Below are 24,169 nucleotides of genomic sequence, written 5' to 3'. Positions count from 1 at the left end.
TTTCGGGTGCTCATCCCCTGAGGGGTGGGTTCTAGCTCAGCTGGCGGCGTCGCGTCGCGAGAAGCACGCCGAGACCGATGATGGTCAGACCAACCAACGTTGGTACCCACAAACCAACGCCGCCTGTCTTGGGAAGATCGCCTTGGAATACGTTGGCGACTGTCATCACCACGTCCTTTGAAGAAAGGTTCCATTGGCTCGGAGCCTTGCTGTAATCCACCTCTTGAGCAATGAGTTCAATGCCCTCTGGGTCGTCGAAGGTAATATCCGCCTTCACGTCCTTGCCCTGACCGCTCACAGACACCCTGAAGTCAATTGGCTTTGTAAGCAGGCTGTAGGACTCCGGAGCCTTAGTCTCAACGAGGCGGTAATGCCCCGGCTTGAGTTCCTCCGAGCTAAAAGTGCCGGTTTCCTGATTCAAAGTTAGCTTCGTAGCAACACCCGTCTCGTTGCCCTCATTGTCGAGCGTACGCAGCTCGAACTCCGCGGTCTTGAGCTTCTCTGCCTCAGCAAGGACGTTCTCCTTGTTGAGATCATCGCTTGAAATCTTGGCTAGGTGCAGACGAACCGTATCGGTTCCTTCTTCCGGATAAGGAACACAGCCATCATCTTCTTTATTTCCAACAATGGCAGTGTTGAAGAAACCTTGTCCAGGTTTGCATTCACCAGTTTTAGGTGCTGCAGCATTTGCGTCGATCGCCACCTGCATCTCGACTTCGAAGACGTGCTTACCGTTACTGGTTTGACCAAACTGTTTGGTACCCGCAGGTTGGATTTCAGCGTATCCAGCCAGCTTGAACGGGCCGGCTCCTTGCTGAATTCCGGATCCCGCCTTGCGACCAAATTCATCAGTCTTGGTCCACGAGGTCTTCAGAATTTTCACTGAGTTCGGAAACTCCGGCTTATCAACAACCTCGTCATAGATTGCGCCCATATTTTTATCTGGGTTGGTCACGGTAATTGTGTACTTCAGGTTGTAGGTGCCATCGCCGTTAGCAATTGCGTGATCCTCAACAGCATCCTTTTCCACCAAAGGATCAACCGGCTCAGGCACGGTATCAGGGGCAATTGCCGATGTACCGTCAGTGTTATAAGAACTGGGCGCAGTTCTCGTCCCAACAATTCTCGGCTTCACACTTCCGATGCTGGCCGCAGCATTACCGACCTTGATTTCCACAATTTGGCTTACGCCCCCTTTGGAAGAGCTACCGCCCAAGCCAAAGGCCAAGGTATCGCCAGATTCTGCCCATCCTTGTCCCCATACCGGCGCTTTATTCGGGTTCCCGAGAAAACCAAACAGGGTCTGGCCGGACGGCATAGTCAGGTTAGTGATATCGATGCGATCAACTTTGCCAGTGGAGAGATTGATTCGTTCAAGCCAGATCTTTTGCGGAGTGCTTGGGTTTGCCCACCCGCTTTGAATTCCCCACGCATAGTTGGGGGCATCCGAAAGAGCTACGATGTCCTCAGATACGGTACGGTAATTTTGTCCGATGGACCATGGCGTAGCAGCCGCTTGTTTTGCGGGGAATTTATTCTTAGAAGTTGCTGTGAGCCGATCGAGGTCAACCTCGTAGAGCCGTCCGGCTCCCCAGCTTGATGACGCAGCTACCCAGTACTTTCCATTCGAGTCGAAGGTACCCGCGTTGATGCCGCTGCCTAGATCATTGGAGTATTCACCGACTTTGCTAGCGTGCTCAGGTAATTCGCCAAGGAATCCTTGCACGCGTCCGAGGTCGAAAACCTCACCAGTGTAGGGGTTAATCTGAAGCAAATGCCCAGCAGGGAAACACGGGTCCTCGATGTGGCCGACAGAATCTACAGTCCTAGGCTCACTAATCGCATAGATGTAGTTATCTTTATCGTTGTAAGCGATTGCGTTGTAAACCCATCCGCTTTTCGGCCCGACTTCGTGGGTCTTATAGTTTCCCGTCTCATCTTGTACTTGCAGGTAGAGCTGCGAAGAAATACGGTCTTTACTACTGTTCGGGCTGGCCACCACAAACCGCCTCGTGCCGTACAGAGCCTCACTAGCAGTAAGGCTACGAGCAGGCTGACGGCTGTCGGGTTTTGTATCGCGCTGGGTACACTTCTCGCCTGAAGGAGTTACTGGGGGAACATCCTTCTCTTCAATCGGGGCAATCGGAAGCCCTGGCTCAGGCTCAATCACCCAGTCCTTGTCACGCGAGCCGTTAATGACGAGATCTTCCGAGCGGGTAGGCTCCGAACGGTACGAGGTGCGGAGAACAACCTGGGAATCCTTCGCAACTTTGACCGAGCTGAGCCGCTGTCCATCCTTGGTTGGGAACCATGTGATTTCGACGCGATCCGAATACGTTTTTACCTCGTGTTCAAGCGTGACACCATCTCCCAAACCCTCAATGGGCAGTTCAAAGTAAACGTCTTCGAGTCGCGCGGAAGGACTCAGGGTGAGGTGAGCATTCTCGAAGAGAGAGTTCTCCTTCACCGTAAACGTAGTCTTATACGGGTCCTCACCCTCGGTCTTCTGTTCCGACAACTCAACCCCGTTGCCGGTGACATTGACCCGGTGGCCTTGGGACTCATTGTCCATGTCCTGGCCCCAGATTTGCACTGCATACGTGCCATTCGGAGGTGCGACTGGGTTAAAGATGATGATGTCGCCACCTTGGAAATATAGATCAGTCACCTTCGGAATGAGCTGGAATTCCGTGTCATAAGACTTATTAAGAGAATTCCAATTCCATTCCTTCTCATAGAGATCCTCAAAGGTACGGTCTACAACAGTCGTGCCATTGCGCACAACGCGGATGCGAACGGGGCCCGTGATCGACTTGGTATTGGAATCATTTCGGTCCTTCTTAATAGCGAACCTTGTCATCCGCCATTCACCGGTTTCGTTCACGGTCATGCCCAACTCTGGATTGCCGTTGAGGAATTTCGGCTGGGGATTGGACAGCGACAGCTCTTGGTCGTATACGCCCGGCTGACCATAAACAGGACCCGGTTGCGCTGCACGAAGACGTCCACCGTTGGTCGACTCTGGGGACAGCTCTAAAGCATCGGCTTCTTCAGGTGCATTAGTATCGGCCTCGGATTCCGTTGATTCTTCTGCAATGGTCTCGGAGGCCTTCATACCGAAACCAGATTCCTTGAGTTCCTCCTTGGACGGTACTTCGTCGGCTTCAGCTACGGAGTACTCAGCCTCATCCGTGGTCTCAACCTCAAACTCAACCATGCGCGGAGGAGCCGAGTACAACGCCTGGATATCAAAGGCCAAGTAGCTTTCCTGATCGTCAGCGTCCTTGTCATTGTTCTTATCGGCGTTCACGAATCCGTAGAACTCAGGTTCAATCTCATGCCCGTCAATAGTTACCTTGCGGATCTCCTTGATCTCACCCTTGCCAACACGCTTGATGGCAAACACATCCTCCAAGGAAGCTTTGAACCCAAAATCCCATGCGTACCCCTGGGGGTCCTCGACGGTGATGCGGTCTACATTTTTCTCCCGCTTTACCGTAACCACCTGTTCAGTTTCGGCAGGCTCTGTTTCTAAAGGGGAAACGGATTCTTGCGCCGATACCTCAACCGGATAGGTTCCTAGGCCCACGGCAAGGGCGAAGGAAGCAACCACAGCGGAGACTCCTCGTATCGCGTTGCGGGTACGCGAGCTCGCAGTACGTGCTGCAGGCTTTTTAAAGTTTCGCATAATCGTTCTTTCCTAGAGTCCGCGGTTTACTGTGTTTGCTTGTTTCCGTTGCGCCGTGCGAGTACGGCACCGAGTAGTACGAGCATGCTGCCGAGGCCTACGGCCCAGAGAACGTTCGCACCTGTCGACGCCAGTGGGGAGTCGCCGTTGCTTGAGACTGGCGGCTCGCTCGTGGGGGGTTCTTCATGCGGCCCGGTTGGAACTCGGGGTGTCGTTTCTTTCGAAGGGGTGCCAGGATTGTGCGGCGGAGTGTCTTCTGGTGGCGGAGTATCTCGGGGCGTTGTTACCGGAGTTGTCGACGGAGGAGGAACATCTTTGTCCTTATCCCACTTAGTCACCACGACGTTCTCATAAGTGAACGATGTTCCTTCAAGATTGGCCAGAGGCAGAATAATCAACTTGGGGGATGAGACATGATAATCGAACGCGCTGTCCGGTTCGTCTTCTTCGAGAAGATAGAGCCCTGGTTTAAGGCGTTCGAAGTGAGCACGTCCGTCATCCCCAGTTGTTTGGGATGCGACACGCACGAGGCCCTGAGCACGAGCATCATCGAGCTCCATGTTCTTGGCCGCTGCTCGGCCAGCAGATGTGGTGACATCGATGCCTTTAACTTCCGACAAGGTAAAGGTTGCACCAGAAATTGCAGGAGGCTTCTCACCGGCGGGAACAGGATCGAAAGGATTCGTGGCGACCTTCTCTACTACCAGTGAGATTGAGCGCTGCGAATCGACGCTTTCTGCAACAATTCCTCGATCATTTCCACTAATCACGCGGGCATCTGCTGCGGGTAGGAAGAGCCCCGAGGATAGTACTGTTGCTGCAGCAATCGCCGCTACGTATTTGGTCCTACGCATTATGATTCCTTTTCCTCTTGAGCTTCCTCGGCGTGAGTGCTTTTCTGCTTTCCCGGTAGACCCACCAGATGAGTCCTATGAGGACCAGGAGGGAGATACCCAACAACAACCACATCCACCATTGGAAGATGGAGGCGGATTCGTCGATAAGCTGCTCTTCGTCCGGGTCCATCGGCACGCGTTCCGCATGAACAAGCAAACGGTGGGTGTTGATGCCGTAGGGAGTACAGGTGATAAGGGTCAGCAAGTCACGATCACCATCTGCACGCAGGTTGTCTACTTGGTCCGGCAAAACAACCTCGGTCTCATAGACTTGGTATTTCATTCGCTCGCCAAACGTAGAAATATAAACCGCATCGCCCGCTTTAAGCTCTTCAAGGTCATCAAACATGGTTGCATTAGTCAGACCCGAGTGACCGGTGATAACCGCGTGAGTTCCCTCGCCTCCGACGGGAAGAGACGTCCCATAGAGGTGGCCTAATCCGCGCTGCAGGGTGGAGTCCTTAGTGCCGTGGTAAAGCGGCAGCTTTACGTCGATAGCGGGGATGACAACTTGGGACATCGCCGGTGCACCGCTGAGCTGGTCGAGGTACTCCTGGTATTCAATATTGTCTTCGCTGATGCGAGTAAGCCACGGGTCCAAAATCGGGCCGTTGGTGTGCGCGGCGTTGTAGCTGCGCGCCGCCTCAACCTGCTCACTGGCCTCTTGAGCATGGTAAGCATCCCGGAACTCCTGCTCGTACTCCTCAGTGACTTGCTGCTGGAGGTGGTTGTTCCACTGCGTAGCCAAGACTGGGTACATGAGCACGCATAGACCGGCGAGAATGATAACGACGGGCAGAACGACACGCTGCATTAGCGAGCGCTGCTGCCTGTGCTTGTGCGCAGGTGTGCGCGTTGCGATGCTCATGCTGTGTCCAATCTTTGTTTAAAAGGGGCGGGGATACTTTTGAAAGGCGCCTCCCCGCGTGGGTACGCCGCATGCTGGTTTAGCGTTCAGTGGCCGCTAGACCAGCAATGCACAGCACGCTTAAGCAGCGTTACGACGGGCAACGAATACGCCGGCGCCCACAATGGCGAGACCAGCGAGAACCAGAGCGGTGATACCCATACCACCGGTGTTCGGGAGGAAACGGTCGCTCGGCTTATTCTTCAGGTCGAAGGAGTACGCAAGGTTCTCGACCTTCACGTTCTCGATGCCGTTCATGCCGGTAACGTTCGGAGCAGTCTGGGTGCCTTCGTCCGTGCGCTTAATTACGAACGGAACCAAACGCTCATCAAGCTGGAAGCCGGTCGGAGCCTTGGTCTCCTGTGCACACAGCAGAGTGTTGTCATCGGCATTGTTGGCAAAGTCGGTGGCGTGAATTCCAGTGATGGAGATCTTGCCGTCCTTGCCAGTGGTCCAGGAAGACTGATCGTTGACGGTCAGTTCCTTGGTGCCCTGAACCTGGGTGTAGCCGCCGTCACCGGCCTGGCACTTCACCAGGCGGAACTCTGCACCCTGAAGCGGGGTCGTCCCGTCCTCACCAACCTTGTTGATGTTGAGGGTACCCCAGTAGGTCTTTACTTCTTCGGACTCACGCTTGTACTCACCTTCACCATTACCGGTGTTGAAATACAGCTGGGCCTTGTTAGGGATGACCTCAACGTCTTTAGGCGCCTTCGTAGTGATGCGGGTCAGAACCTTGGTGCCCGCCTTCTGTCCAGCCAAGAGGGCACGGCCTTCGTCATTGAACTGAAGGTTGATGTTGTGCTTCCCGTCTGCCGACGGTGCGGGAGTGATGACAGCATCGTAGTTTTTCGAATCCACCTTGGTTGCGCTATCCCAGCTGGTGCCCAGGCGAACTTCAATTTTGTCAGCAGTCGGAGCTTCGAGACGACCATCGAGAGCATCTACAACTCGGTAGCTTACAAGCTTGTCCAAGCTCGAAACTGCCTTCGGAATGTCAGAGCTGATGGTGTAGGTGTAGTCCTGACCACCGTGCTTGTCTTTATCCTGAACGGTCTTTTCAATGCCAGCACGGGTGTTCTTCGGGTAAACGTGAACGTTATTGATCAGGCCAGTGCCGTTCTCATTGGTAACGGGTACGGAAACCAAGAAGTCAGGCCCGGGAACGAAGCCAGAATTTGCTGGAACCTCAAGCTCGGAGACGCGGTAGACGCCTTCCTCAAGGCCGGTGAACTCGATGACACCCTGGTCGTTAGTGGTGCCTTCCTGAGCAGTTGCACCTTCAACAGGAGTGGCCTTCGAAGCATCATTCTTGTCAGCACCCGTAGCTGGAGTTACGCGAATGATCGAGAACTTGAAGCCTGCAGGAGTATCTGGGGTCTTACCCGGGATCTTAGCCTCATCCAGCTTCGAACCATTAGACGTCCCGTAGTTGTCTCCATTGAGGTCACGCTTCGTGATGGTCAAGGAGTAGCCAGCCTCGTTGCCCGGCTGCTCCGCCTGTGCAGCGGCCGGGGCTGCATTCTCAATAGCCAATCCTGCGGAGCCAGCAAAAGTGAGACCCGCTGCGATGGCGATTGCGGCAGTCTTCTTAATGACAAGTGCCATGGTGAGATTCCTTTCGGAGATTCAGTATTCGCTGGGCCCGTTGCGGTCAGCGATGAGAGAAAATTGAGTGCTCAAGAACTTCTCAAGTTTTCTGGGCCCAGCTTGGGCTCCATTTGAAACCTTACCACTTGCTTAAAATTAAGTCGATTTCCCCTGTCACCCAACTGCCTGCACGACAGCCCGATACTACATCTTTTTGATGGATTCAAACTTCATCCAGCCATAACCCACGACTATCCGTCACCACGGCCGCAACAATAACCAGCATAAATATAGGCTGGACACCGACATACACTTAAAACTTGCAGACATTCACCCAACCCTGAATCTCGCACATAGTTGCGGAACACCAGTAACATTCAGGACCCTTTTCGGGGGTGCCGAATAGGTGCTGTACTGGAACTATAACTCAGGCCTTTACCCCCTTTGACCCTTGAAATACTTCCCATTAACTCTCAAATAGCCGATACTCTTGACAGTATTTTTCAGCTTCGATTTTGCGGAAGCTGAAAAACTGCTGTCAGAAGTAGACGACTCGCCCCCTTTTCATTCAAAGGCGACCAAAGCTCTGCACCGAATCCTCAATTAGGAATCACCGCCCACCCCCAAGGGCGATGAGACAACGCATTCGGCGATTGTAGGCATTAGGCCGGCAGGACGCGCCCCAGAGCATCGAGGGTCCAGCCGGCGCTGCGCCACTTGTCGACGTCCAGCACGTTGCGGCCGTCGATGATGTGGCGGCGGGCCACGAGCTCGCCGGCCTCCGCCGGGTCGAGGTCGCGGAATTCCTGCCACTCGGTGGCGAGGATGACCAGCTCGGTGTCCTTGAGGGCGGCGTCGGCAGTCGGCGCGTAATTGAGGGTTGGGAATACCTTCTTGGCGTTCTCCATGCCCTCCGGGTCATAGACCGTGACGGCGGCACCAGCCAGGGAGAGCGAACCGGCCACGGAGAGCGCCGGCGAATCGCGGACGTCATCGGAGTTGGGCTTGAAGGCGCAGCCCAGAACGGTGACGCGGTGGCCGAGGAGGGATCCATCGAAAGCCTGCTTGGCCAGGTCCACGACGCGATCGCGGCGGCGCATGTTGATGGCGTCGACCTCGCGCAGGAAGGTCAGCGCCTGATCCGCACCCAGCTCGCCGGCGCGCGCCATGAAGGCGCGGATATCCTTGGGCAGGCAGCCGCCGCCGAAGCCGAGGCCAGCACCGAGGAATTTGCGGCCGATGCGCTCGTCGTAGCCGATGGCGTCGGCAAGCTTGACCACGTCCGCACCGGCAATCTCGCAGATTTCAGAGACCGCGTTGATGAAGGAAATCTTGGTGGCCAAAAAGGCGTTGGCGGAGACCTTGACTAGCTCGGCGGTCTGCAGGTCGGTCACGATGAACGGGGTGTTCTGTGCCAGCGGCTGGGCATAGACCTCGCGGGCGACCTCTTCGGCTCTACTTTCGGCGAATTCGCCGACGCCGAGGACGATACGGTCCGGGGTGATGGTGTCCTTGACGGCATAGCCCTCGCGCAGGAACTCCGGGTTCCAGGCAATCTCCACGCTGGTGCCCTCCGGGGCGAGTTCATCCGCCATTTTCTGCAGCTCCGCTGCGGTGCCCACGGGGACGGTGGACTTGCCGAAGATGATGTGCTCGCCCTTGAGGCGCGGCACGAGCTCCGTGATGACGGACTTCACGTAGGTTAGGTCCGCCGCATAGGAGCCGTGGGCCTGCGGCGTTCCTACGCCGAGGAAGTGCAGGTTGGCGAATTCCGCGGCGTCGTCATAGCTGGTGGAAAAGCCCAGGCGGCCAGACTCGATGTTGCGCTCGAGCACCTCCGGAAGACCGGGCTCGTAGAACGGCACGCGGCCGTTCTTGAGAGCTGCAATCTTGCTTTCATCAACATCTACACCGAGTACCTCGTGGCCGAGTTCCGCCATGCAGGCGGCGTGCGTCGCACCCAGGTAGCCGGTACCAATCACAGTCATACGCATAACCGGGAATTTTAGGCGCGGTTGACCTGAAGCGCGCGGCGAGAACGAAAAGTTTAACGGAAGTTCAGATAGGACTTCGACGGTGTAGGCCCGCGCTGGCCCTGGTACTTCGACCCCAGTGCGCCGGAACCATACGGGGCCTGCGCCGGCGAGGACATCTGGAAGATAGCCAGCTGGCCCACTTTCATCCCCGGCCACAAGGTAATGGGCAGGTTCGCGGTGTTAGACAACTCGAGCGTGATGTGTCCGGAGAAACCCGGATCAATGAATCCGGCCGTGGAGTGCGTCAGCAGGCCCAAGCGCCCCAGGGAGGACTTGCCCTCCAAGCGTCCAGCCAAATTCGCGGGCAGGGTGAACTTCTCCAGCGTTGCGCCGAGCACAAACTCACCCGGATGCAGCACGAAGGCATCCCCCTCAGCCACCTCCACCTCGCTGGTGAGGTCCGGCATCTCCTGCTTGGGGTCGATATGCGTGTAGCGCGAGTTATTAAACACGCGGAAGAACTTGTCTAGGCGCACATCGATTGAGGAAGGCTGGACCATCTCTGCGTCATAAGGCTCAATGCCCAAGGCATCAGGCCCCTCTGAGTCGATGGCGGCACGAATATCACGATCGGAAAGAAGCACGGCACACAGTCTACCTCCCCACTGGGTCTTTTATGGCCTCGGGCGGCGGCGGTGCTAAGCTTTACTGCGATGCAGATTCTGCATTGCGCCGACGTAGTTTAATGGTAGAACTGCAGCTTCCCAAGCTGCTGGCGCGGGTTCGATTCCCGTCGTCGGCTCCACTTATTTACCCAGCTCAGGCTGGGTTTTGCTTTAGGTCTCGTCGGCGGCGCGAAGGAGCGCCGCATAGGCACCGCCGCACGCAAGCAGCTCGGCGTGGGTGCCGCGCTCGACTACGCGGCCGGCGTCGAGGACGATGATTTGGTCGGCGTCACGGATGGTGGACAGACGGTGCGCAATGACCAGGCGGGTGGCGTCCGCTCCAAGCACTGCGTCCTGGATGGCGCGCTCCGTTTCGTTGTCAAGGGCCGAGGTGGCCTCATCCAGGATGAGCACCTGGGGTTGGCGCAGCAGCGTGCGGGCCAGCGAGAGGCGCTGCTGCTCACCGCCGGAGAAGCGGTAGCCACGCGATCCCACGAGAGTATCCAACCCGTCGGGAAGCGCGGCGATGACCTCGTCCACGCGGGCGGCATGCAGGGCCGCCCACATCTGCTCCTCGCTCGCATCGGGCTGCGCGAAGAGGAGGTTCTCTCGTACCGTGCCGTGAATGAGGTAGGTCTCCTGGGAGACCACTCCGATGACCGCCGCGCGCTGCGCCGGCGGAATGTCACGCAGGTCTACCCCGCCCAGGTGCACGGTGCCTTCGGTCGGATCGGCAAGGCGCGCCAACAGTGCGGCGACGGTGGACTTACCGGAACCGGTATGCCCCACCAGGGCCGTGGTGGTGTGGGCGGGGATGGTGAGGGAGACATCGCTCAGCGCGTCGGTGTTGGTGCCGGGGTAGCGGTAGGAAACGTGGTGGAGGGTGAGGGAGGCGTCGGCAAGCTGGGCGGGCCGGGTGGCCTCCTTGAGTTCGGGCTCCAGGTCCAGGTACTCGAAGATGCGGCTGAACAGCGCCATGGACGCCACCCACTGCGCGCCGACGTTGAGCAGGCCGGTAATCGGGCGGAAGATTTGGGTTTGCAGGGTGCTAAACGCGATGAGGGTGCCAATCGTAATCCCCGGGCGCAAGCCGGCCACCAGGTAAATCAGCGCCGGCATGACCCCGAAAATGATTTGGGTCAGCGCCATGCGCCAGCGCCCGGCCAGCTGCGATTCCAGCTCCAAGCGGATGAGGGAGCGGGAGGTTTTCTCAAACGCGCTATAGACCCTCTCCTGCGCGCCCAGCGTGGCCGCCAGGCGCATGCCGGACACGGACAGGTTCTCCGAAATGGTCTGCTGCAACGTCGCCTGCGCGCGGCTGTTTTTCTCCATAAGGCTGCGGCGCAGCACGGCGGCGCGGCGGGTGAGCCACACGGCGGGTGGCAGCACCAGCAAGGACAACAGCGAGAGGGTGGGCGAAAGCGCCACCATCGCTACCAACGTGGCCACCGTCATGGTGAGGTTGCTAGCCACGGAGGTCGCGGTGGTGGTCACCATGCCGCGCATCGCCGCGATGTCATTGGTCAGGCGGGATTGGATCTCGCCGCCCCGGTTATTGGTAAAGAACTGCAGCGATTGGCGCTGCAGGTTGGCAAAGACCTGCGTGCGCAGCTCGTGCATGATGGTGTGCCCCACCCGCGCGGATAAAAAGGACTGGATAACGCCGATGGCCTGAGAGACCACGGTGATGGCCAGCATGCCGCCCACCAGCCACAACAGCAGTGCGGTGTCGTGGTTGGGAATGGCCTCGTCCACGGTGCGGCGCACCAAGAAAGGCTGCACCACCGTCAGCCCAGACGTCGCGATGATGAGCGCTACCACCACAAGCAGCGTGCCGCGGTGGGCTGCGAAAAGGCCGGCGACGCGACCAAACTTCACTGGGTGCTGGGCCAGCTGATCGACGTCCGCCGGGTCCTTCACCGCGGTGTGCATCGGCCGGGTCATGGCTTAACCACAGGTAACGATGGGCTGCGGGTCATAGACCGTGGTGGTGGTCTCCCGGGAGATCTCCTTGCCGGAGAGGTCCTTGATCACGCGGGTATCGGACGTCGTGAAGCCCGGCGCGCCAGACGACGGCGAGCAGTCCTCACTCACCGACTTGCGCTGCGGCTCGGTCTTGGCCCAGCGGCCGTTGTTGATGGATTCGACGTCGACAGTCTTCACGCCCTTGAAGCGCACGGTGATGTCGTTGCCGAAGTCAGTCTCGATGCGCACTGGGTGGTTCGAGGTGTTCTTGAACTGCAGGTCAATAGCACCTTCATAGACGGTGGCCTCGCGGCCTGCCGGGTAGCGCGAAATGTAATAGGAGTGCGGGGTGTGCGCGGTATCCTCCATGCCGGCGAAGTACGCGGCGTTGTAGAGCGTAGTGGCGAACTGAGAGATGCCGCCGCCCACGGCCTTGCCCGCGTGGCCGTCGATAATGATGCCGGATTCCACGTAACCCTGCGCGGTACCGCGCGGCCCGGTGTAGCCGTTAAGGGAGAAGGTCTCACCCGGGTTAACCACGGCACCATTGACCTGCTGGGCCACTAGGCGGATATTGGTGCCGGAGGCCCCGGAGAAACCACCGGTGGAAAACTCCGATACGGTCTCATCGAAGGTGGCCTTCTCCGCCATCTCCGTGGTGAATTCCGCGGGGTCCGGCTTGTAGTCGGCGTCCCATTCGCGGTCGTCCTCGCTGCTCACACGGTCCTCGAAGCCCTCGAGGGTCTTCTCCCAGTCGATGATGGAGCCGTCCACCGAGGGCGTGATCTGCTTGTCATTTCCGCTGAAGGAAATCTTGGCGTTGGTGCCGGGGACCTCGGAGCCTTGCATGCGCTCTTGGAAGAGCTCGCGCGCGCGGTTCTTATCCACCTTGAGGCGCAGCTCGCCGTCTTCGGCAGCGATGGAGACAAACTGGGAAATCTCCGGCTTGCGCAGGGTGCCGGCGGTGTTGTTCTCGCCCTTGAGCGTGAGCGGGTTATCCAGCGCGCGGGCGGTATCCCCGGTGCGCATGGCCTCAATCGCCTCATCATTAATCTGTGGCTCCACCACCATCGGCTCGACGTCTACGCCCTCGGGGTCGAGCCAGTGCTTTACGACGCCCTCGTGCAACTCCCCCTCTCCCACCGCCTGGCCGAGCTTGGGTTTGGTCTCTTTGAGGGAGCCATCGATAAGCTCCAAGTTTCCATCTTCCGGTTCGATCTTCAGATCGTTGCCAACGCGCTCGAGCTCTCCGGAGAGCTGCGTTTCATCAACGTCCACGGCGACAGGGATTTCCTGGGTGGGCTTGATAAAGCTGTACAAGCGCGAGAAGGGGTTCAGGGAGGCGTCGGGAATGCCATCGACGGCCTTCTGATAGTTCAGGCTCAGGCCGGAATCTTGGGGGATAAGCTGCGAGCTTTTCTCCCCGGCGCGGATATCCACGGGCTGGGCCGCGACGTCCCCGAGTTCCTGCTCCAGCTTCTCCACCGCAGCAGTGCGCTCCATGCGGGAGATGTCCACGCCGCCAACCGACGTCGCGCGCGGAACCTTGTGCTGGTTGGCCATCACATCCCACGCATAGGCGATGCCGGCGATGAGTATCAGGCCGACGAGCACGCCAAGGGTGACATGAAGCCCCTTGCGCCGCTGCTGCCTATGTCCGATTGCCTTTTTCACGTGTACGAGATTAACGGCTGCCAGCTGGTTTTTACTAGTCGCCCTCTTGCTGGGCCACGACTTCGGCGGCCGCGTCGATGACCGCGTTGATGTCATCGTCAGTGGACCACAGCGGCATATCGGCCCCGGCGGCGAGTGCTGCGGCCACGGCCTCCGGCACGCTGAAATTCTCCGAGATGGAAGCCATACCTCCCAGGTCATCGGTGTAAATGGTGCCCTCGAAGCCCAGCTCCTCGCGGGCTAACTGGTAGGCCCGCGGGTTGAGGGAGGCGGGCTCGTCGCCGAGGCCTGGTACCACGAGGTGCCCCATCATGAGGGCCGCGTCCGGGGCTTGCGGGATTGCCGTGTGGAAAGGCACGAACTCGTGACCAGAGAGCTCCTCCAGCGGCGGGGTCACCGCCTCACCCAGGTGCGTGTCCCCGGAGGCGCGCCCGTGGCCGGGGAAGTGCTTGAACACGGCCTTCACACCGGCGGCCTGCAACCCGCGGGCAAAGGCCGCGCCATACTCGCCGGCGGCCTGTGGGTCGGTGGAGAAGGCGCGATCGCCGACGACCTCCAGGTCTCCCCCATCCACGTCGAGCACGGGGGCGAAGTCCACCGTCACACCGTGGGCGCGCAGGCTCTGCCCAATCTCCGTGGCCAGGGCCTCGACCTCCTCCGGGCTATGGCCTTCCGCCATGGCCTGCGGGGAGGGGTAGTCACCCAAGATTTCGGAGAAGCGCTGCACGCGCCCGCCCTCGAAATCGATGGAGACTTCAAAGTCACGGCCCATCTCCTCGCGCAGGGCGTTCACTCCCCGCGGGCCATCGCTGAGCAGCTCAGGGTCGGCCCAGCTGGGGATAAAGAGCCCGCCCACGCCGGCTTCGAGTTTCGCGCGGGCATCCTCGTAGTTCAGCGCCGGCGGCATGAGCTTGACGGCAGCGCGAGCGCGGACGCCCTCAAGCGCGGCATCGTGTTCTGCCGCGTCCCCCGACGCGGCGCTCGAGGCCGCGGCGCTGGTTTCGCTGGGCGGGGCGTCGGAAAGCACAGGCTCCTCACTACACGCGCTCAGCGCACAGGTAGCACTCAACAGGAGGGCGGGCATTGCTTTTCTCATGCCCACCAGTGTGCCTGAAGCACCCGCGCGGGAAACAACCGGTTGTTAGGATGGTCACATGAATAACGGAGAGACCATGCTCATTGCCTATGACGGCTCCGACCGCGCCGACCGCGCCCTCGAGTACGCCGCGCGGCTCCTGCGCCCCACCGACGTCGAGATCCTCACCGCGTGGGAGCCGTCCGCACGCCAGGCCGCCCGCGCCGTCAGCCGCACCGGGCTGCACCAATCCACGGTCTCACCAGACAGCGTGGAAGATGATCCGGCCTACGAGGAGGCCCTCGCCATCTGCCGCCAGGGCATCGCCAAGGCGGAGACCTTGGGGCTGCGGGGCCATGCCCACCTGGTGGAATCCGTGACGACGATTCAGAGCGCGATTGTCGACGCCGCCCAAGAACTCGACATCGATGTCATCGTCACCGGCACCCGCGCGCTAACCGGCTTCCGCTCGCTGTGGAACAACTCCACCGCGGAGTACATCGTGCGCAACGCAGGCCTGCCGGTCTTCATCGTTCCGCCGGAGAACGATGAGGAGGACGACGACGCAGCGGAGAGCCACTCCTAAAAGGCGGCATCGAGCTGCTAGAATCTGGCGCCATGGCATTCGACAGCGATTCACTCAACAAGCGCACCCTGGGCCCGGCCCTGGGCAGCGCGGTCGTTGGCGTAGCGCTAGGTGTCGTAACCATCCTGGGCATCGCGCAGTTCTCGCAGGCAGATGCCGTTCCAAACGATAATTCCGTCAAGGCCTCCGACGCCGTGATGGGCGGGCCGGAGTACGGCTCCCGCGAGTAAGCGTGCGCGCACGCATCGGGGGGCTTTTCTTTTTAGCCCTCGTGGTTCTGGTGCAGCCATGGGGGCTGACCGCCGCCGATACTAAGCACGACCTGGTGGCCAACCCGGCTGGGTTTTTGGCCGGCGCCCTGCACGCCTATACCGATACTTTTACGCTGGGCCAGCTCCAGAACCAGGCCTATGGCTACCTCTTCCCCCAGGGCTTGTTCTTCTTGCTGGCGGACCCACTTCCGGATTGGATAGCGCAGCGCGCCTGGTGGTTCTTGGTCCTGGCCGTGGGCTTTCTGGGCTTCTTCCGCGTGGTCCGCACAGTGCTTCCCGCCGCGCCGCGCTATGCCGCGCTGATGGGCAGCCTCCTCTATGCGCTCTCCCCGCGCACGCTGACCACGCTGGGCGCGATTTCCTCGGAGACCTGGCCGGTCATGCTGGCCCCCTGGGTGCTGCTGCCCTTCCTGCGGCCGGGCCGTCTGTGCTGGCGGGATGCCGCACCCTCGGTGGTGGCGGTGGCGTGCATGGGCGCGGTTAACGCCACGGCCACACTCGCCGCTTGCCTGCCGGCGGGTGTGATCCTGCTGTGGCGGCGCGCGGGCAAGACCGGCCTGGTGTGGTTGGCTGGGTGCGCTGCGGTATCCGCGTGGTGGATTACCCCGCTGCTCATCCTGGGCCGCTATGCCCCGCCTTTCACGGAATTCATCGAGTCCGCCGGCGTGACCACGCGGTGGCTCAACCTGGCGGAAATCCTGCGCGGCACCACCAGTTGGGCGCCGTTTGTGGATACCGAGCGCGTTGCCGGCAACGAGCTGGCCACCGAGCCGGTCTTCGTGCTTGTCACCGTGGCCGTGGCCGCCCTGGGTCTTATGGGCCTGGCCCGGCTGCCGCGCCTGTGGCCTGCGATGTTGCTCGTGGGCGTGGCCATATTAGGCACGCATGCCGCGTGGTACCTCGACGCGCTCGATGGCCCGCTGGCCGCGTTGCGGAATGTGCACAAATTCGACCCGCTGGTGCGCATCCCACTGGTACTCGGCGTGGCCGCGATTGCTGCCCGGGTGAGGTTGCCGCGGACGTTGGCACTGGGGCGTCGTGAAGCAGCGGGCCTTCTGGTGTGCCTCGTGGTGATGGGCGCGACCGCCCCGGCGTGGGCGGGCAGGCTACTGCCGAAGGGGGCCTACGAGGAGGTGCCCAGCTATTGGCAGGAGGCCGCTTCTTTCATGAACAGCCTGGATACGCGCGTGCTCATCTACCCACCGGCGTCCTTTGCCCGCCAGGACTGGGGGTGGACGCGCGATGAGCCGGCGCAGCCGCTTCTCGACGTCCCCTGGGCCGTCCGCGACGCCGTCCCCCTCATCCCGCCCGAGGCCATCCGTGGTCTGGACGGTGCGATGGCGCAGATCGAACGCGACCCTGCCACCGCGCCCTTAGTGTTGCAACGCCTAGGCATCGGGGCCGTCGCGGTGCGCCACGACCTCATGTCTGGTTCTTCGGACCACATCCCGGGCGAGGTCCACACCTTCGGGGAGGTCGACGTCGTGGTCTTCGACCCCGACCTCTCCATGAACCTGGCGCCTGCGAATCCGCCGCGCGTGGCGGGCGGTGGGGAGTCGCTCGCGCTCCTCTCCGGTCCTCACGAACTCGTCTCCTCCAACGCCGATATCGTCACCGATACGCCTGCGCTGCGCGACCGCAACTACGGCACGCTTTCCGGCCCGGTCTCCGCGCCGCTGGCCCCTGATGACCCCTCCACCGTGCGCAATCGACTGCGCGATTACCCTTCCGCCGGCCCGCTGACCCAGGTGGTGGAGCACGATGGTCGCGTCACCGCGTCCTCCTCTGCCGCGGATGCTTCTGCCTTCGGCGGGGCGAACCCGGCGCGTTCTCTTACAGCGGCCGTCGACGACGAGAACTCCACCGCGTGGTGGCCCGCGCCCGGCGATTCCGGTTGGCTGGAGCTGCACTCCGATTCCACGTGGACCTCGCCCACGCTGCGGCTGATGACCACCGGCACGACTGAGGTCACCATCCACAACGGCGACTCCAAGGTGACGGTCACCATGGAGGCCTACCGCGCCCGCGATATCCGCGTGCCCGGCGCGAAAGCCTCCACCATCCGCATCGAGCCGCAGCGCCGCACCGGAATTGCGGAAGCCTCCATCGTGGATCAGCCCACCCCGCGGCGCATCGTCACCGTGCCCGATACCTCGCCCGATGCCGAGCAGTTCCTCTTCCAGCAGGACAACGAGCACATCCTCATCCGCTCCTTTACTACCCCGCGCGACATGACGGTGCGGGTCTCCGGTGAGAAGACAGTGCTTATCGACGGCTCCCCCCACGCCCCCAACTCCACCCTCAACCTGCCCGCCGGTCAGCACCTCCTGCGCACCACCGGCGACTGGGCGGCGCTGACCGATACCGCATCCTCCCTGCCCGCGCCCCTTCCCGCTTCCTCTGACCGCTCTTCAGCCGCAGCCGGGTCTTCCGCCGGCTCAGCCGCCACATCCGGTGCTGACCACGGCTATACCCCGCTCGCTGCCGGTGAGACCATCGAGCCCGCCGACCACGACCGCCTCCTCATCACCGGCCGTGCCTTCAACGAAGGCCTGCGCGGCGAGCTGCGCTCCCCCAGCACAGCTGCGGTCTCGACGCCAGGTTCAGCACAAGACTCAGCGCCGGACTCAACGCCTGCCTCCAGCTCGGAACCACTGCCCCTCGAACCGCGCTCCATCGATGCCGACACGCAGGCCTTCCTCATTCCCGCCGGTGCCGGCGGCACCTTCCACATGTCTTTTGCTGCCGACCGCGCCTATCGCGTCGGCTTGGGCCTCGGCGGCGCGCTCGCCGCGCTGACCACCGCGCTGTGCCTGCTCGTCATGGCCCGCGGCCCCCGCCCTCACTCCGCTTCCCCCGCCGCCTCCGCTGCTTACACGGCACACAACACCGCCTCGTCCAGCCCTGCTACCCACTCGTCTACCTCGGCGCGTGTCCTTCTAGCCCTGCTCATCGCGGCAACGATGGCGCTCGTCGCGGGCCTGCCCGGTGTTGCCGCCGCGGCCGCGGCGTGGGCCATCACCCGCTGGACCACGTTGCGCTCCGACTACTTGGCGGGCGCGCTGACCCTGGCTGCGGGCGCGATGCTCGCCCGCGCACCCTGGCCCACGGACGGCTACGCCGGCGACTCGCTGCTCGTGCAACTGCTCTGCGCCGCGGCCATCACGTGTGCCTGCCTCCCATCCCGCCGCACGTCCTAAGTACCCGGCCCCGCCCCAGATGGTTTCCCTCAAAAGGTACTAGTCAAAAGGTGTCTTTGGGGGCAGGGAAACCATCTGCGGCGATGTAAAAGGTTTGTTTGGGGTCAAGTAAACCGTTTGACTAATGCCTTCTGGAAAATGCCATGTGTGAAGTGCCGTCTACGGCCCCGCCGAACCGGCGGAATCAGTAAAACCGGCGGCGTTGGCAAGGGATCCGGAACCGCCAGAGCTCGCGGAATCGGCGGCGAGGCGCGGCAGCGAACGCGGAATGGTGATGCGGCCGCGGGCGAAGGAGCGGATGAGGTCGCGGCCGGGGACCTCGACAAGCGCGTAGGTCGCAGCAGAAAGCACACAGCTAACGACCACCGTGAAGACCAACACCACCGCGAAATCCCCGGCAGAGCCGGAGAAAGCAGACACGCCCAACAGCGGGAAGGCAATGGCCAGCACCGCTACGTGCCACATGAAAACACCATAAGACCAGCGGCCCAGCGCTCGCATCACCTCGGAAGAAAGCCAGCTTTCCCGCGGGGCCAGCGCCACCGGCACCACGATGCACGCCCCGCACACCGCCCCCGCCGCAATGCGCCGCGCAAACTCACCCGGTTCTGGATGCACCAAGCCCTGCGGGCCGAACCACTCGCGGCTGGCCAGCCACACGCAGCCCGCCGCCACCGCCCAACAGGCGGGACGCACAATCCGCCCAGCACGCAGGCGCACCTGCGCGGCCTCCGCCTCCGCGGCCAGCATTCCCACCGCAAACCACGAGAAATACGCGGGCGGCCAAATCTGCGTATTGACATCGCCGGATTCATACCCGGCCACAAACGGCAGGAAGCCCCAGAACAAACTCAGCACGCCAGCTCCAGCAATAAGCGCAACCCGCGGGCGCGCCGAGAGCTTATCCAACAACCACGCCAACAGCGGCAACACCGCATAGAAGGCGAACTCCACACACAGCGACCACAATTGCGTGAGCCCGGGAACCAGGCCATCGGCAATATAGAGCTGCGTGCCAGTCAGGTTGGTGATGACTTGCGGGAGGGTTAAGGGGGAAGCGTCGGGAAGCAAGGCGAGCACGACCACCACACACACCACATACAACGGCGCCAAGCGCGCCACGCGGGAGAGCGCGTACTGCCCCGCCGTGTGCACGTGCCGCCGGCGCCACAACAAGAAACCGCTGAGCACGAAGAAGACCGCCACCCCGTAATCCAGGCGCTCAGCCCAGGCCCAGCCAGTGGCCGTCTGAAAGGACACGTGCGTGACCACGACTGCCAATGCTGCCAGCGCACGCACGCCTTCGAGCTCAGGGAGAAAGCGCATGGCCCACTACGATACTATTTCTGCAGTGAATCCCTCGACCGATCGGAGCTGACGTGTTCCTTCGCTCCCGCCTAGCGCAGGTGACGATTGCCGCCGCGGTGTTCCTCATACTCGGGTCCATCCTTCCGCCGCTGTACAACAACCAATCCCGCCCGCTGCCCAGGGACCTCAACCTAGAGATCCACGCGGAGCACGACGGAGCCACGTTCACCCGCCACACCACCACCGCCCCCGCGAAGAAGGATTCCGTGGCCCGCGCGCAGTCCACCGTGGACCTCACCTTCAACGGCGAGACCATCGCGCACATCACCGAGGAATCCCAGCTCAACCGCGAATCCACCTACCCGGTGGCGGGGCCGAACACGACGCAGCACATCGAGCTGCCCGCCTTCGACGTACAGGTGGAAGACCGGGTGGAGCGCGACGGCATCAGCTACTTCTTCCCCTCCGGCGCGGAGCAGCGCTCCTATCCCTTCTTCGATCCGCTGACCCAGGACACGGAGCCCATCGATTTCCTGCGCGATGAAAAGCTCGACAGCATCCCCACCTACGTCTTCCACCAGGATGTCGCGCCAGTCTCGCTCGGGGAGGTCTTCGCCTTCGAAGCCCACCGCTCCGGCCCCGCGGGCGATTTTTACTCCGCGGAATCCCTGGAGCGCTACAACCTCAAGCCGAAATCACACGTCATCCTCGAGCCTTTCTACGCCGTGAGCCGCACGGTGTGGGTGGAGCCCACGACCGGCACCATCGTCAACGAGGAGGAGCACCCGCGCATCTTCTGGGCTACGGACGCACGCCAGGCCCAGGCGATGGTCGATGCCGATGACACGCACGAGCGTGCGCTTCTCGACGTCCCCCTCTCCTGGTCCGATTCCACCCGCACCGAACGCCTCGACTCGGTTCGCCGGGTGATCGACACGGTCAAAATCTTGAGCCTCGTCGGCTGGCTGGGCAAGGCCATCGGCGTGGCGTTGTTGGCCGTGGCGGCCGCGATGTTCATGCGCCGCCATGCAGCGCAGAGCGCGTAGGCGCCCGTGGCTGTGTCCCGAGCATCCCTTGCGGTGCACACTGCCCTCTGCGCCTGGGGCGTGGTACTCGTGCTCGCGGTGTGTTGGCCCTTCGTGCTGCCCGGCGAGTTCCTGTGGCGCGACATGGTGCTGCTTGACCGCCCGGCCCTGAGCGCTGCCGCCTTCGGCGCCGGTGACCTTCCCGCCCGCAATGCACCGCAGGACGGGGTGCTTGCCCTGCTCGGCGGGGCGTGGCTGGCCAGGGTCTTCATCCTTGCTGCCGCGAGCGCCTCGGCGTGGGTGGCGGGCCGGTGGGCGCGCGAGTCCAGCCCGTGGGCGGCGGCCGCGGCGATGGCGTGCGCGGTGGCCAATCCTTTTATCATCGAGCGCCTCCTGCAGGGCCAGTGGTCGTTGGCGGTCGCCGCCTGGTTAGCGCCCGTGATCGCGTGGGGTTGCCTCCATGCGCGCCCGCGCGTGGCGTGGTTGGCGCTGTGGGCCGCGTCCTTGACGCCCACCGGCGGGCTCTTCGGGGGACTCATCGCGGTTGTCTGTGAGCGCGAAGGGCGCAGGCGGTGGCTCTTCGCTGGCGGCTCAGTTTTGTTGTGGTTGCCGTGGCTAGTTCCAAGCCTCGTGGCCGGTTCGCCTACCACCCACGGCGACCCCGCCGTCCAGGCCGCGGCCTTTGCCCCGCGCGCGGAGGCCTACGTGGGTGCGGTCGGCTCGCTGCTCGGCTTCGGTGGCATCTGGAATGCCGCAGCAGTACCGGCTTCCCGCGAGCAGGGCTTCGCCCTGGCGGGACTTGCCGTCGCCGCCCTCGCTGTCCTGGGCGCTGCCTGCCTTCCCCGGCGCGAGCTGCGCCCGCTCGCGGCCCTGGCGGTTCTCGGCATGGGCCTGGCCATCCTCGGCGCACTCGCCCCCGGTCTCATCGCCTTCGCCGTGGAGCACATCCCAGGCGCGGGCCTGGTGCGTGATTCCTCCAAGCTCACCTTGCTCGCCCTACCGCTGGCCGTGGCGGGTATCGCGTCCCTGCGCCAGCTTCCCGCAGCGCTCGCCCTGTGCACCTGCTTGCTCCAAGCCCCCGATGCACCGCGGGAGCTCGCCGTGCTACGCCCGCGCGAAGCGGGCATCGACCGCCAGCTCGTCGAAGACCTCGACGGGCGCCTGACCTTCTTCGCCGACCGCCCCGCCATGGTGCCGCTTGACGGCGGCATTGCCCTCGACCCCTATTCCAAGGCCGCCAACAAGCTCGACTCCGGCGAGCTCACCGTCGACGGCATAAACGTGGATGAGCCTGCGCCGCGCTACCTAGCGGCCACCGATGCCTGGATCAACCGCGACATCGACCGGCTGGAGAAGCTTGGTGTGGGCGCGGTCGTCGAGGACGGCCGCATCGTCGCCACCACCAACGCGCAACCGGCACCCGCCCCGTGGGGGCTTAGCGCCGCTTGGTGCGCACTTCCGCTTCTAGTAATTCTTCGAAGCGCGCACCGGTTTTCTCCCACGAAAAAGTAGCCGCCAACTCACGTGCCGCCTCGCCTAAACGGTGGCGGAGGGAGGGGTCGGCGACAAGCATGCGCACCGCCTGCGCGAACTCCTCCTCGCGCTGCACCAGCACACCGGTCTTGCCGTCGATAACGCTGTCTTGCAGGCCAAACGCATAACCTACCGTGGGCACCCCATGTTGGGCCGCCTCCATGACTGCCAAACCCCAGCCTTCTTTTCGAGACGGCATGAGGTGGACATCAGCGCGCGCGAGCAACGCATGCTTATAATCCTCCGTCACCTGACCACGGAAGCGCACGCGGTCTTCCACCCCGTGGGCGCGCGCATACTCGCGCAGGTGGGATTCCCACCAGCCGGAACCGATGACGTCGAGAAGCGCGCCCGGAATCCGCGCCACGGTGTCCATGGCATGCTCAATCTGCTTGTGCGGCACGAGGCGCGACAGCGTCACCAGGTGGATATCGGCCTCGCGCTCCAAGGTGGGCACGTGTGACGGCAGGGGGTCCACGCCGTTCTCAATGATGTGCGCGCCGTGAATCCCCAGCTTCTCCAGGTCGCGCTTCGAAGCCTCCGAGACCGTCACCCACGTGTTCTCACGGTAGATCCTTGGCACCACGCAGGATTCCAGGAACCACCCCAGCCGCGCCAGCACGGGCCCGGCCACCGGCCACTGCTCGCGGTGACAGTGATGCGTCAGGATCACCACGGGCGCGCGAGTGGCCAGGCGCGCGAAGAAGGGGATGCCGTTGTGGGTATCCACCACAACGTCAACGTCGCGCGCGCCAAACAGCATCCACAACAGCGCGCGCGGATACACGCTGAACTTGGCACCTGCGCGCGAATAGAGCACGCCGTTGCGGCGTTCGCGCTTAGCGGCGTTCATGTGGCGCGCGGTGCGGAAGACCACCTCGTGGCCCTGGGCGGCGAGGTATTCCCCGACGCGCTCGAGGTAGCGCTCGGAGCCGCCACCTTGCGGGTGGGTGGAATCGCGCCAGCACAAAAGAAGGATTTTCATGTCGAGGAACTAGCCTAGTGGGTTATGAAACGCACCCGTGCCTTGGCCACCCTGCGCCGCTCCTGGCGACTGCTGCGCTCCTTCCGCTTTGAGCAGACAGCGCCCGCGGTCTTTTATGGCGGTCTGGCTGAGGACACCGCCGCGCTTGTCGACGCCCTCTCCCGCGACCATTCCCTCTCCCTCACCGGCGCGCGCGTGCTCGACGTCGGGGGCGGGCCCGGCTATTTCGCTTCGGCCTTTGCCCAGCGCGGGGCCAGCTATGTCGGGCTGGAGCCGGACGTGGGCGAGATGGCCGCCGCCGGCATCGAGGTGGCCCAGGCCGTGCGCGGCGACGGCACTAGCTTGCCCTTCGCGGATGACATCTTCGACATCACGTATTCCTCCAACGTGGCCGAGCACATCCCCAACCCGTGGGACATGGGTGAGGAGATGCTGCGCGTAACCAAGCCCGGCGGGCTGGTGATCTTGAGCTACACGGTGTGGCTGGGACCCTTCGGCGGGCACGAGACCGGCCTGTGGGAGCACTACGTGGGCGGCGAGTTCGCCCGCGACCGCTACGCCCGCATCCACGGCCACCCGCCGAAAAACGTTTTCGGCACCTCACTCTTTGCGCTCTCCGCCCGCGAGGGCTTGGACTGGGCGCGCAGCGTGGCTCCGCCTAGCCCACAGGGCGCAGAGTTCCTCGCGGCCTTTCCGCGCTACCACCCTGCCTGGGCCTGGTGGGTGCTCAAGGTGCCGGTGCTGCGCGAGTTCCTCACCTCCAACCTGGTCCTCGTCCTGCGCGCTTAAGCCCCTAAAACGACGAAAGCTCCCCCGCAGGGGAG

General features: G+C 62.3%; 17 protein-coding genes and 1 tRNA gene. 7 read left to right on the top strand and 11 right to left on the bottom strand.

What is annotated here, in order from left to right:
* Positions 1-31 precede the first annotated feature (31 nt).
* The 6 genes from HMPREF2698_RS04125 to dcd form a co-directional block, all read right to left on the bottom strand.
* Positions 32-3,613, bottom strand: coding sequence for a DUF6923 family protein (locus tag HMPREF2698_RS04125; protein WP_070562303.1), 3,582 nt, complete (start codon positions 3,611-3,613; stop codon positions 32-34).
* A gap of 101 nt (positions 3,614-3,714) precedes the next feature.
* Positions 3,715-4,542, bottom strand: coding sequence for a pilin N-terminal domain-containing protein (locus tag HMPREF2698_RS13185; protein ID WP_141746423.1), 828 nt, complete (start codon positions 4,540-4,542; stop codon positions 3,715-3,717).
* Positions 4,535-5,452, bottom strand: a complete 918-nt coding sequence (locus HMPREF2698_RS04115; protein WP_070523726.1) for a class C sortase — start codon at positions 5,450-5,452, stop codon at positions 4,535-4,537. The genes HMPREF2698_RS13185 and HMPREF2698_RS04115 overlap by 8 nt, the downstream gene beginning before the upstream one ends.
* A 120-nt stretch (positions 5,453-5,572) precedes the next feature.
* Entirely contained in the window at positions 5,573-7,099 is a 1,527-nt protein-coding gene (locus HMPREF2698_RS04110; protein ID WP_070523729.1) for a SpaH/EbpB family LPXTG-anchored major pilin, read from the bottom strand.
* Between the two features lie 644 nt (positions 7,100-7,743).
* Positions 7,744-9,075, bottom strand: coding sequence for a UDP-glucose dehydrogenase family protein (locus tag HMPREF2698_RS04105; RefSeq protein WP_198530969.1), 1,332 nt, complete (start codon positions 9,073-9,075; stop codon positions 7,744-7,746).
* 53 nt (positions 9,076-9,128) lie between these two features.
* Positions 9,129-9,701, bottom strand: coding sequence for a dCTP deaminase (dcd, locus tag HMPREF2698_RS04100; protein WP_070523734.1), 573 nt, complete (start codon positions 9,699-9,701; stop codon positions 9,129-9,131).
* A gap of 87 nt (positions 9,702-9,788) precedes the next feature.
* Here dcd and HMPREF2698_RS04095 point away from each other — a divergent pair.
* A tRNA-Gly gene (locus HMPREF2698_RS04095) sits at positions 9,789-9,862 on the top strand.
* A gap of 31 nt (positions 9,863-9,893) precedes the next feature.
* Here HMPREF2698_RS04095 and HMPREF2698_RS04090 read toward each other — a convergent pair.
* The 3 genes from HMPREF2698_RS04090 to HMPREF2698_RS04080 are packed head-to-tail and all read right to left on the bottom strand — an operon-like array spanning position 9,894 to position 14,457.
* Positions 9,894-11,666: an ABC transporter ATP-binding protein gene (locus HMPREF2698_RS04090; RefSeq protein ID WP_070562300.1), complete on the bottom strand. Its 1,773-nt coding sequence runs from the start codon at positions 11,664-11,666 to the stop codon at positions 9,894-9,896.
* Between the two features lie 3 nt (positions 11,667-11,669).
* Positions 11,670-13,361: a VanW family protein gene (locus tag HMPREF2698_RS04085; protein WP_070562296.1), complete on the bottom strand. Its 1,692-nt coding sequence runs from the start codon at positions 13,359-13,361 to the stop codon at positions 11,670-11,672.
* Between the two features lie 34 nt (positions 13,362-13,395).
* The gene (locus HMPREF2698_RS04080; protein ID WP_070562293.1) at positions 13,396-14,457 is read right to left on the bottom strand and encodes a glycoside hydrolase family 3 N-terminal domain-containing protein; all 1,062 of its coding nucleotides are present in this window, start codon (positions 14,455-14,457) and stop codon (positions 13,396-13,398) included.
* Positions 14,458-14,515: 58 nt separating this feature from the next.
* Between HMPREF2698_RS04080 and HMPREF2698_RS04075 the strand changes: the two genes are divergently transcribed.
* Genes HMPREF2698_RS04075 through HMPREF2698_RS04065 form a run of 3 tightly spaced genes read left to right on the top strand, consistent with a single transcriptional unit; the run spans position 14,516 to position 18,494 of the window.
* Positions 14,516-15,022 carry a universal stress protein gene (locus tag HMPREF2698_RS04075; protein ID WP_070562290.1) on the top strand — a complete coding sequence of 169 codons (507 nt, stop codon included), beginning with the start codon at positions 14,516-14,518 and terminating at the stop codon, positions 15,020-15,022.
* Positions 15,023-15,054: 32 nt separating this feature from the next.
* Positions 15,055-15,252 carry a DUF2613 domain-containing protein gene (locus HMPREF2698_RS04070; protein ID WP_010188604.1) on the top strand — a complete coding sequence of 66 codons (198 nt, stop codon included), beginning with the start codon at positions 15,055-15,057 and terminating at the stop codon, positions 15,250-15,252.
* 2 nt (positions 15,253-15,254) lie between these two features.
* Positions 15,255-18,494, top strand: coding sequence for an alpha-(1->3)-arabinofuranosyltransferase domain-containing protein (locus tag HMPREF2698_RS04065; protein ID WP_070562287.1), 3,240 nt, complete (start codon positions 15,255-15,257; stop codon positions 18,492-18,494).
* Positions 18,495-18,653: 159 nt separating this feature from the next.
* On the opposite strand, the gene HMPREF2698_RS04060 is transcribed toward HMPREF2698_RS04065, so the two are convergent.
* Positions 18,654-19,820 carry an acyltransferase family protein gene (locus tag HMPREF2698_RS04060; RefSeq protein ID WP_070562284.1) on the bottom strand — a complete coding sequence of 389 codons (1,167 nt, stop codon included), beginning with the start codon at positions 19,818-19,820 and terminating at the stop codon, positions 18,654-18,656.
* 53 nt (positions 19,821-19,873) lie between these two features.
* Here HMPREF2698_RS04060 and HMPREF2698_RS04055 point away from each other — a divergent pair, with 53 nt between their 5' ends.
* Both HMPREF2698_RS04055 and HMPREF2698_RS04050 read left to right on the top strand, forming a co-directional pair.
* Positions 19,874-20,848, top strand: coding sequence for a PorA family protein (locus HMPREF2698_RS04055; RefSeq protein WP_070562281.1), 975 nt, complete (start codon positions 19,874-19,876; stop codon positions 20,846-20,848).
* Positions 20,849-20,860: 12 nt separating this feature from the next.
* A complete protein-coding gene (locus HMPREF2698_RS04050) occupies positions 20,861-22,339 on the top strand; it encodes an MmpA family trehalose lipid delivery protein (protein WP_083303783.1) in 1,479 nt (492 codons plus the stop codon).
* Here HMPREF2698_RS04050 and HMPREF2698_RS04045 read toward each other — a convergent pair.
* Positions 22,263-23,345, bottom strand: a complete 1,083-nt coding sequence (locus HMPREF2698_RS04045; protein ID WP_070562274.1) for a glycosyltransferase family 4 protein — start codon at positions 23,343-23,345, stop codon at positions 22,263-22,265. The two genes, HMPREF2698_RS04050 and HMPREF2698_RS04045, sit on opposite strands and share 77 nt — an antisense overlap.
* Positions 23,346-23,369: 24 nt before the next feature.
* Between HMPREF2698_RS04045 and HMPREF2698_RS04040 the strand changes: the two genes are divergently transcribed.
* Positions 23,370-24,134, top strand: coding sequence for a class I SAM-dependent methyltransferase (locus HMPREF2698_RS04040; protein ID WP_070562272.1), 765 nt, complete (start codon positions 23,370-23,372; stop codon positions 24,132-24,134).
* The last annotated feature ends 35 nt before the right edge of the window (positions 24,135-24,169 follow it).

This window comes from Corynebacterium sp. HMSC072A02 (assembly GCF_001810085.1).
Classification (GTDB): Bacteria; Actinomycetota; Actinomycetes; order Mycobacteriales; family Mycobacteriaceae; genus Corynebacterium; species Corynebacterium hesseae.
The sequence above is the reverse complement of the archived record's forward strand: the minus strand, read 5'-3'. Positions and strand labels throughout refer to the sequence as shown.

Coding starts and splice junctions, on each gene's coding strand:
- HMPREF2698_RS13185 (WP_141746423.1), bottom strand. CDS start 4,542: ATGCGTAGGACCAAATACGTAGCGGCGATTGCTGCAGCAACAGTACTA.
- HMPREF2698_RS04115 (WP_070523726.1), bottom strand. CDS start 5,452: ATGAGCATCGCAACGCGCACACCTGCGCACAAGCACAGGCAGCAGCGC.
- HMPREF2698_RS04110 (WP_070523729.1), bottom strand. CDS start 7,099: ATGGCACTTGTCATTAAGAAGACTGCCGCAATCGCCATCGCAGCGGGT.
- HMPREF2698_RS04105 (WP_198530969.1), bottom strand. CDS start 9,075: ATGCGTATGACTGTGATTGGTACCGGCTACCTGGGTGCGACGCACGCC.
- HMPREF2698_RS04090 (WP_070562300.1), bottom strand. CDS start 11,666: ATGACCCGGCCGATGCACACCGCGGTGAAGGACCCGGCGGACGTCGAT.
- HMPREF2698_RS04080 (WP_070562293.1), bottom strand. CDS start 14,457: ATGAGAAAAGCAATGCCCGCCCTCCTGTTGAGTGCTACCTGTGCGCTG.
- HMPREF2698_RS04075 (WP_070562290.1), top strand. CDS start 14,516: ATGAATAACGGAGAGACCATGCTCATTGCCTATGACGGCTCCGACCGC.
- HMPREF2698_RS04070 (WP_010188604.1), top strand. CDS start 15,055: ATGGCATTCGACAGCGATTCACTCAACAAGCGCACCCTGGGCCCGGCC.
- HMPREF2698_RS04060 (WP_070562284.1), bottom strand. CDS start 19,820: ATGCGCTTTCTCCCTGAGCTCGAAGGCGTGCGTGCGCTGGCAGCATTG.
- HMPREF2698_RS04045 (WP_070562274.1), bottom strand. CDS start 23,345: ATGAAAATCCTTCTTTTGTGCTGGCGCGATTCCACCCACCCGCAAGGT.
- HMPREF2698_RS04040 (WP_070562272.1), top strand. CDS start 23,370: ATGAAACGCACCCGTGCCTTGGCCACCCTGCGCCGCTCCTGGCGACTG.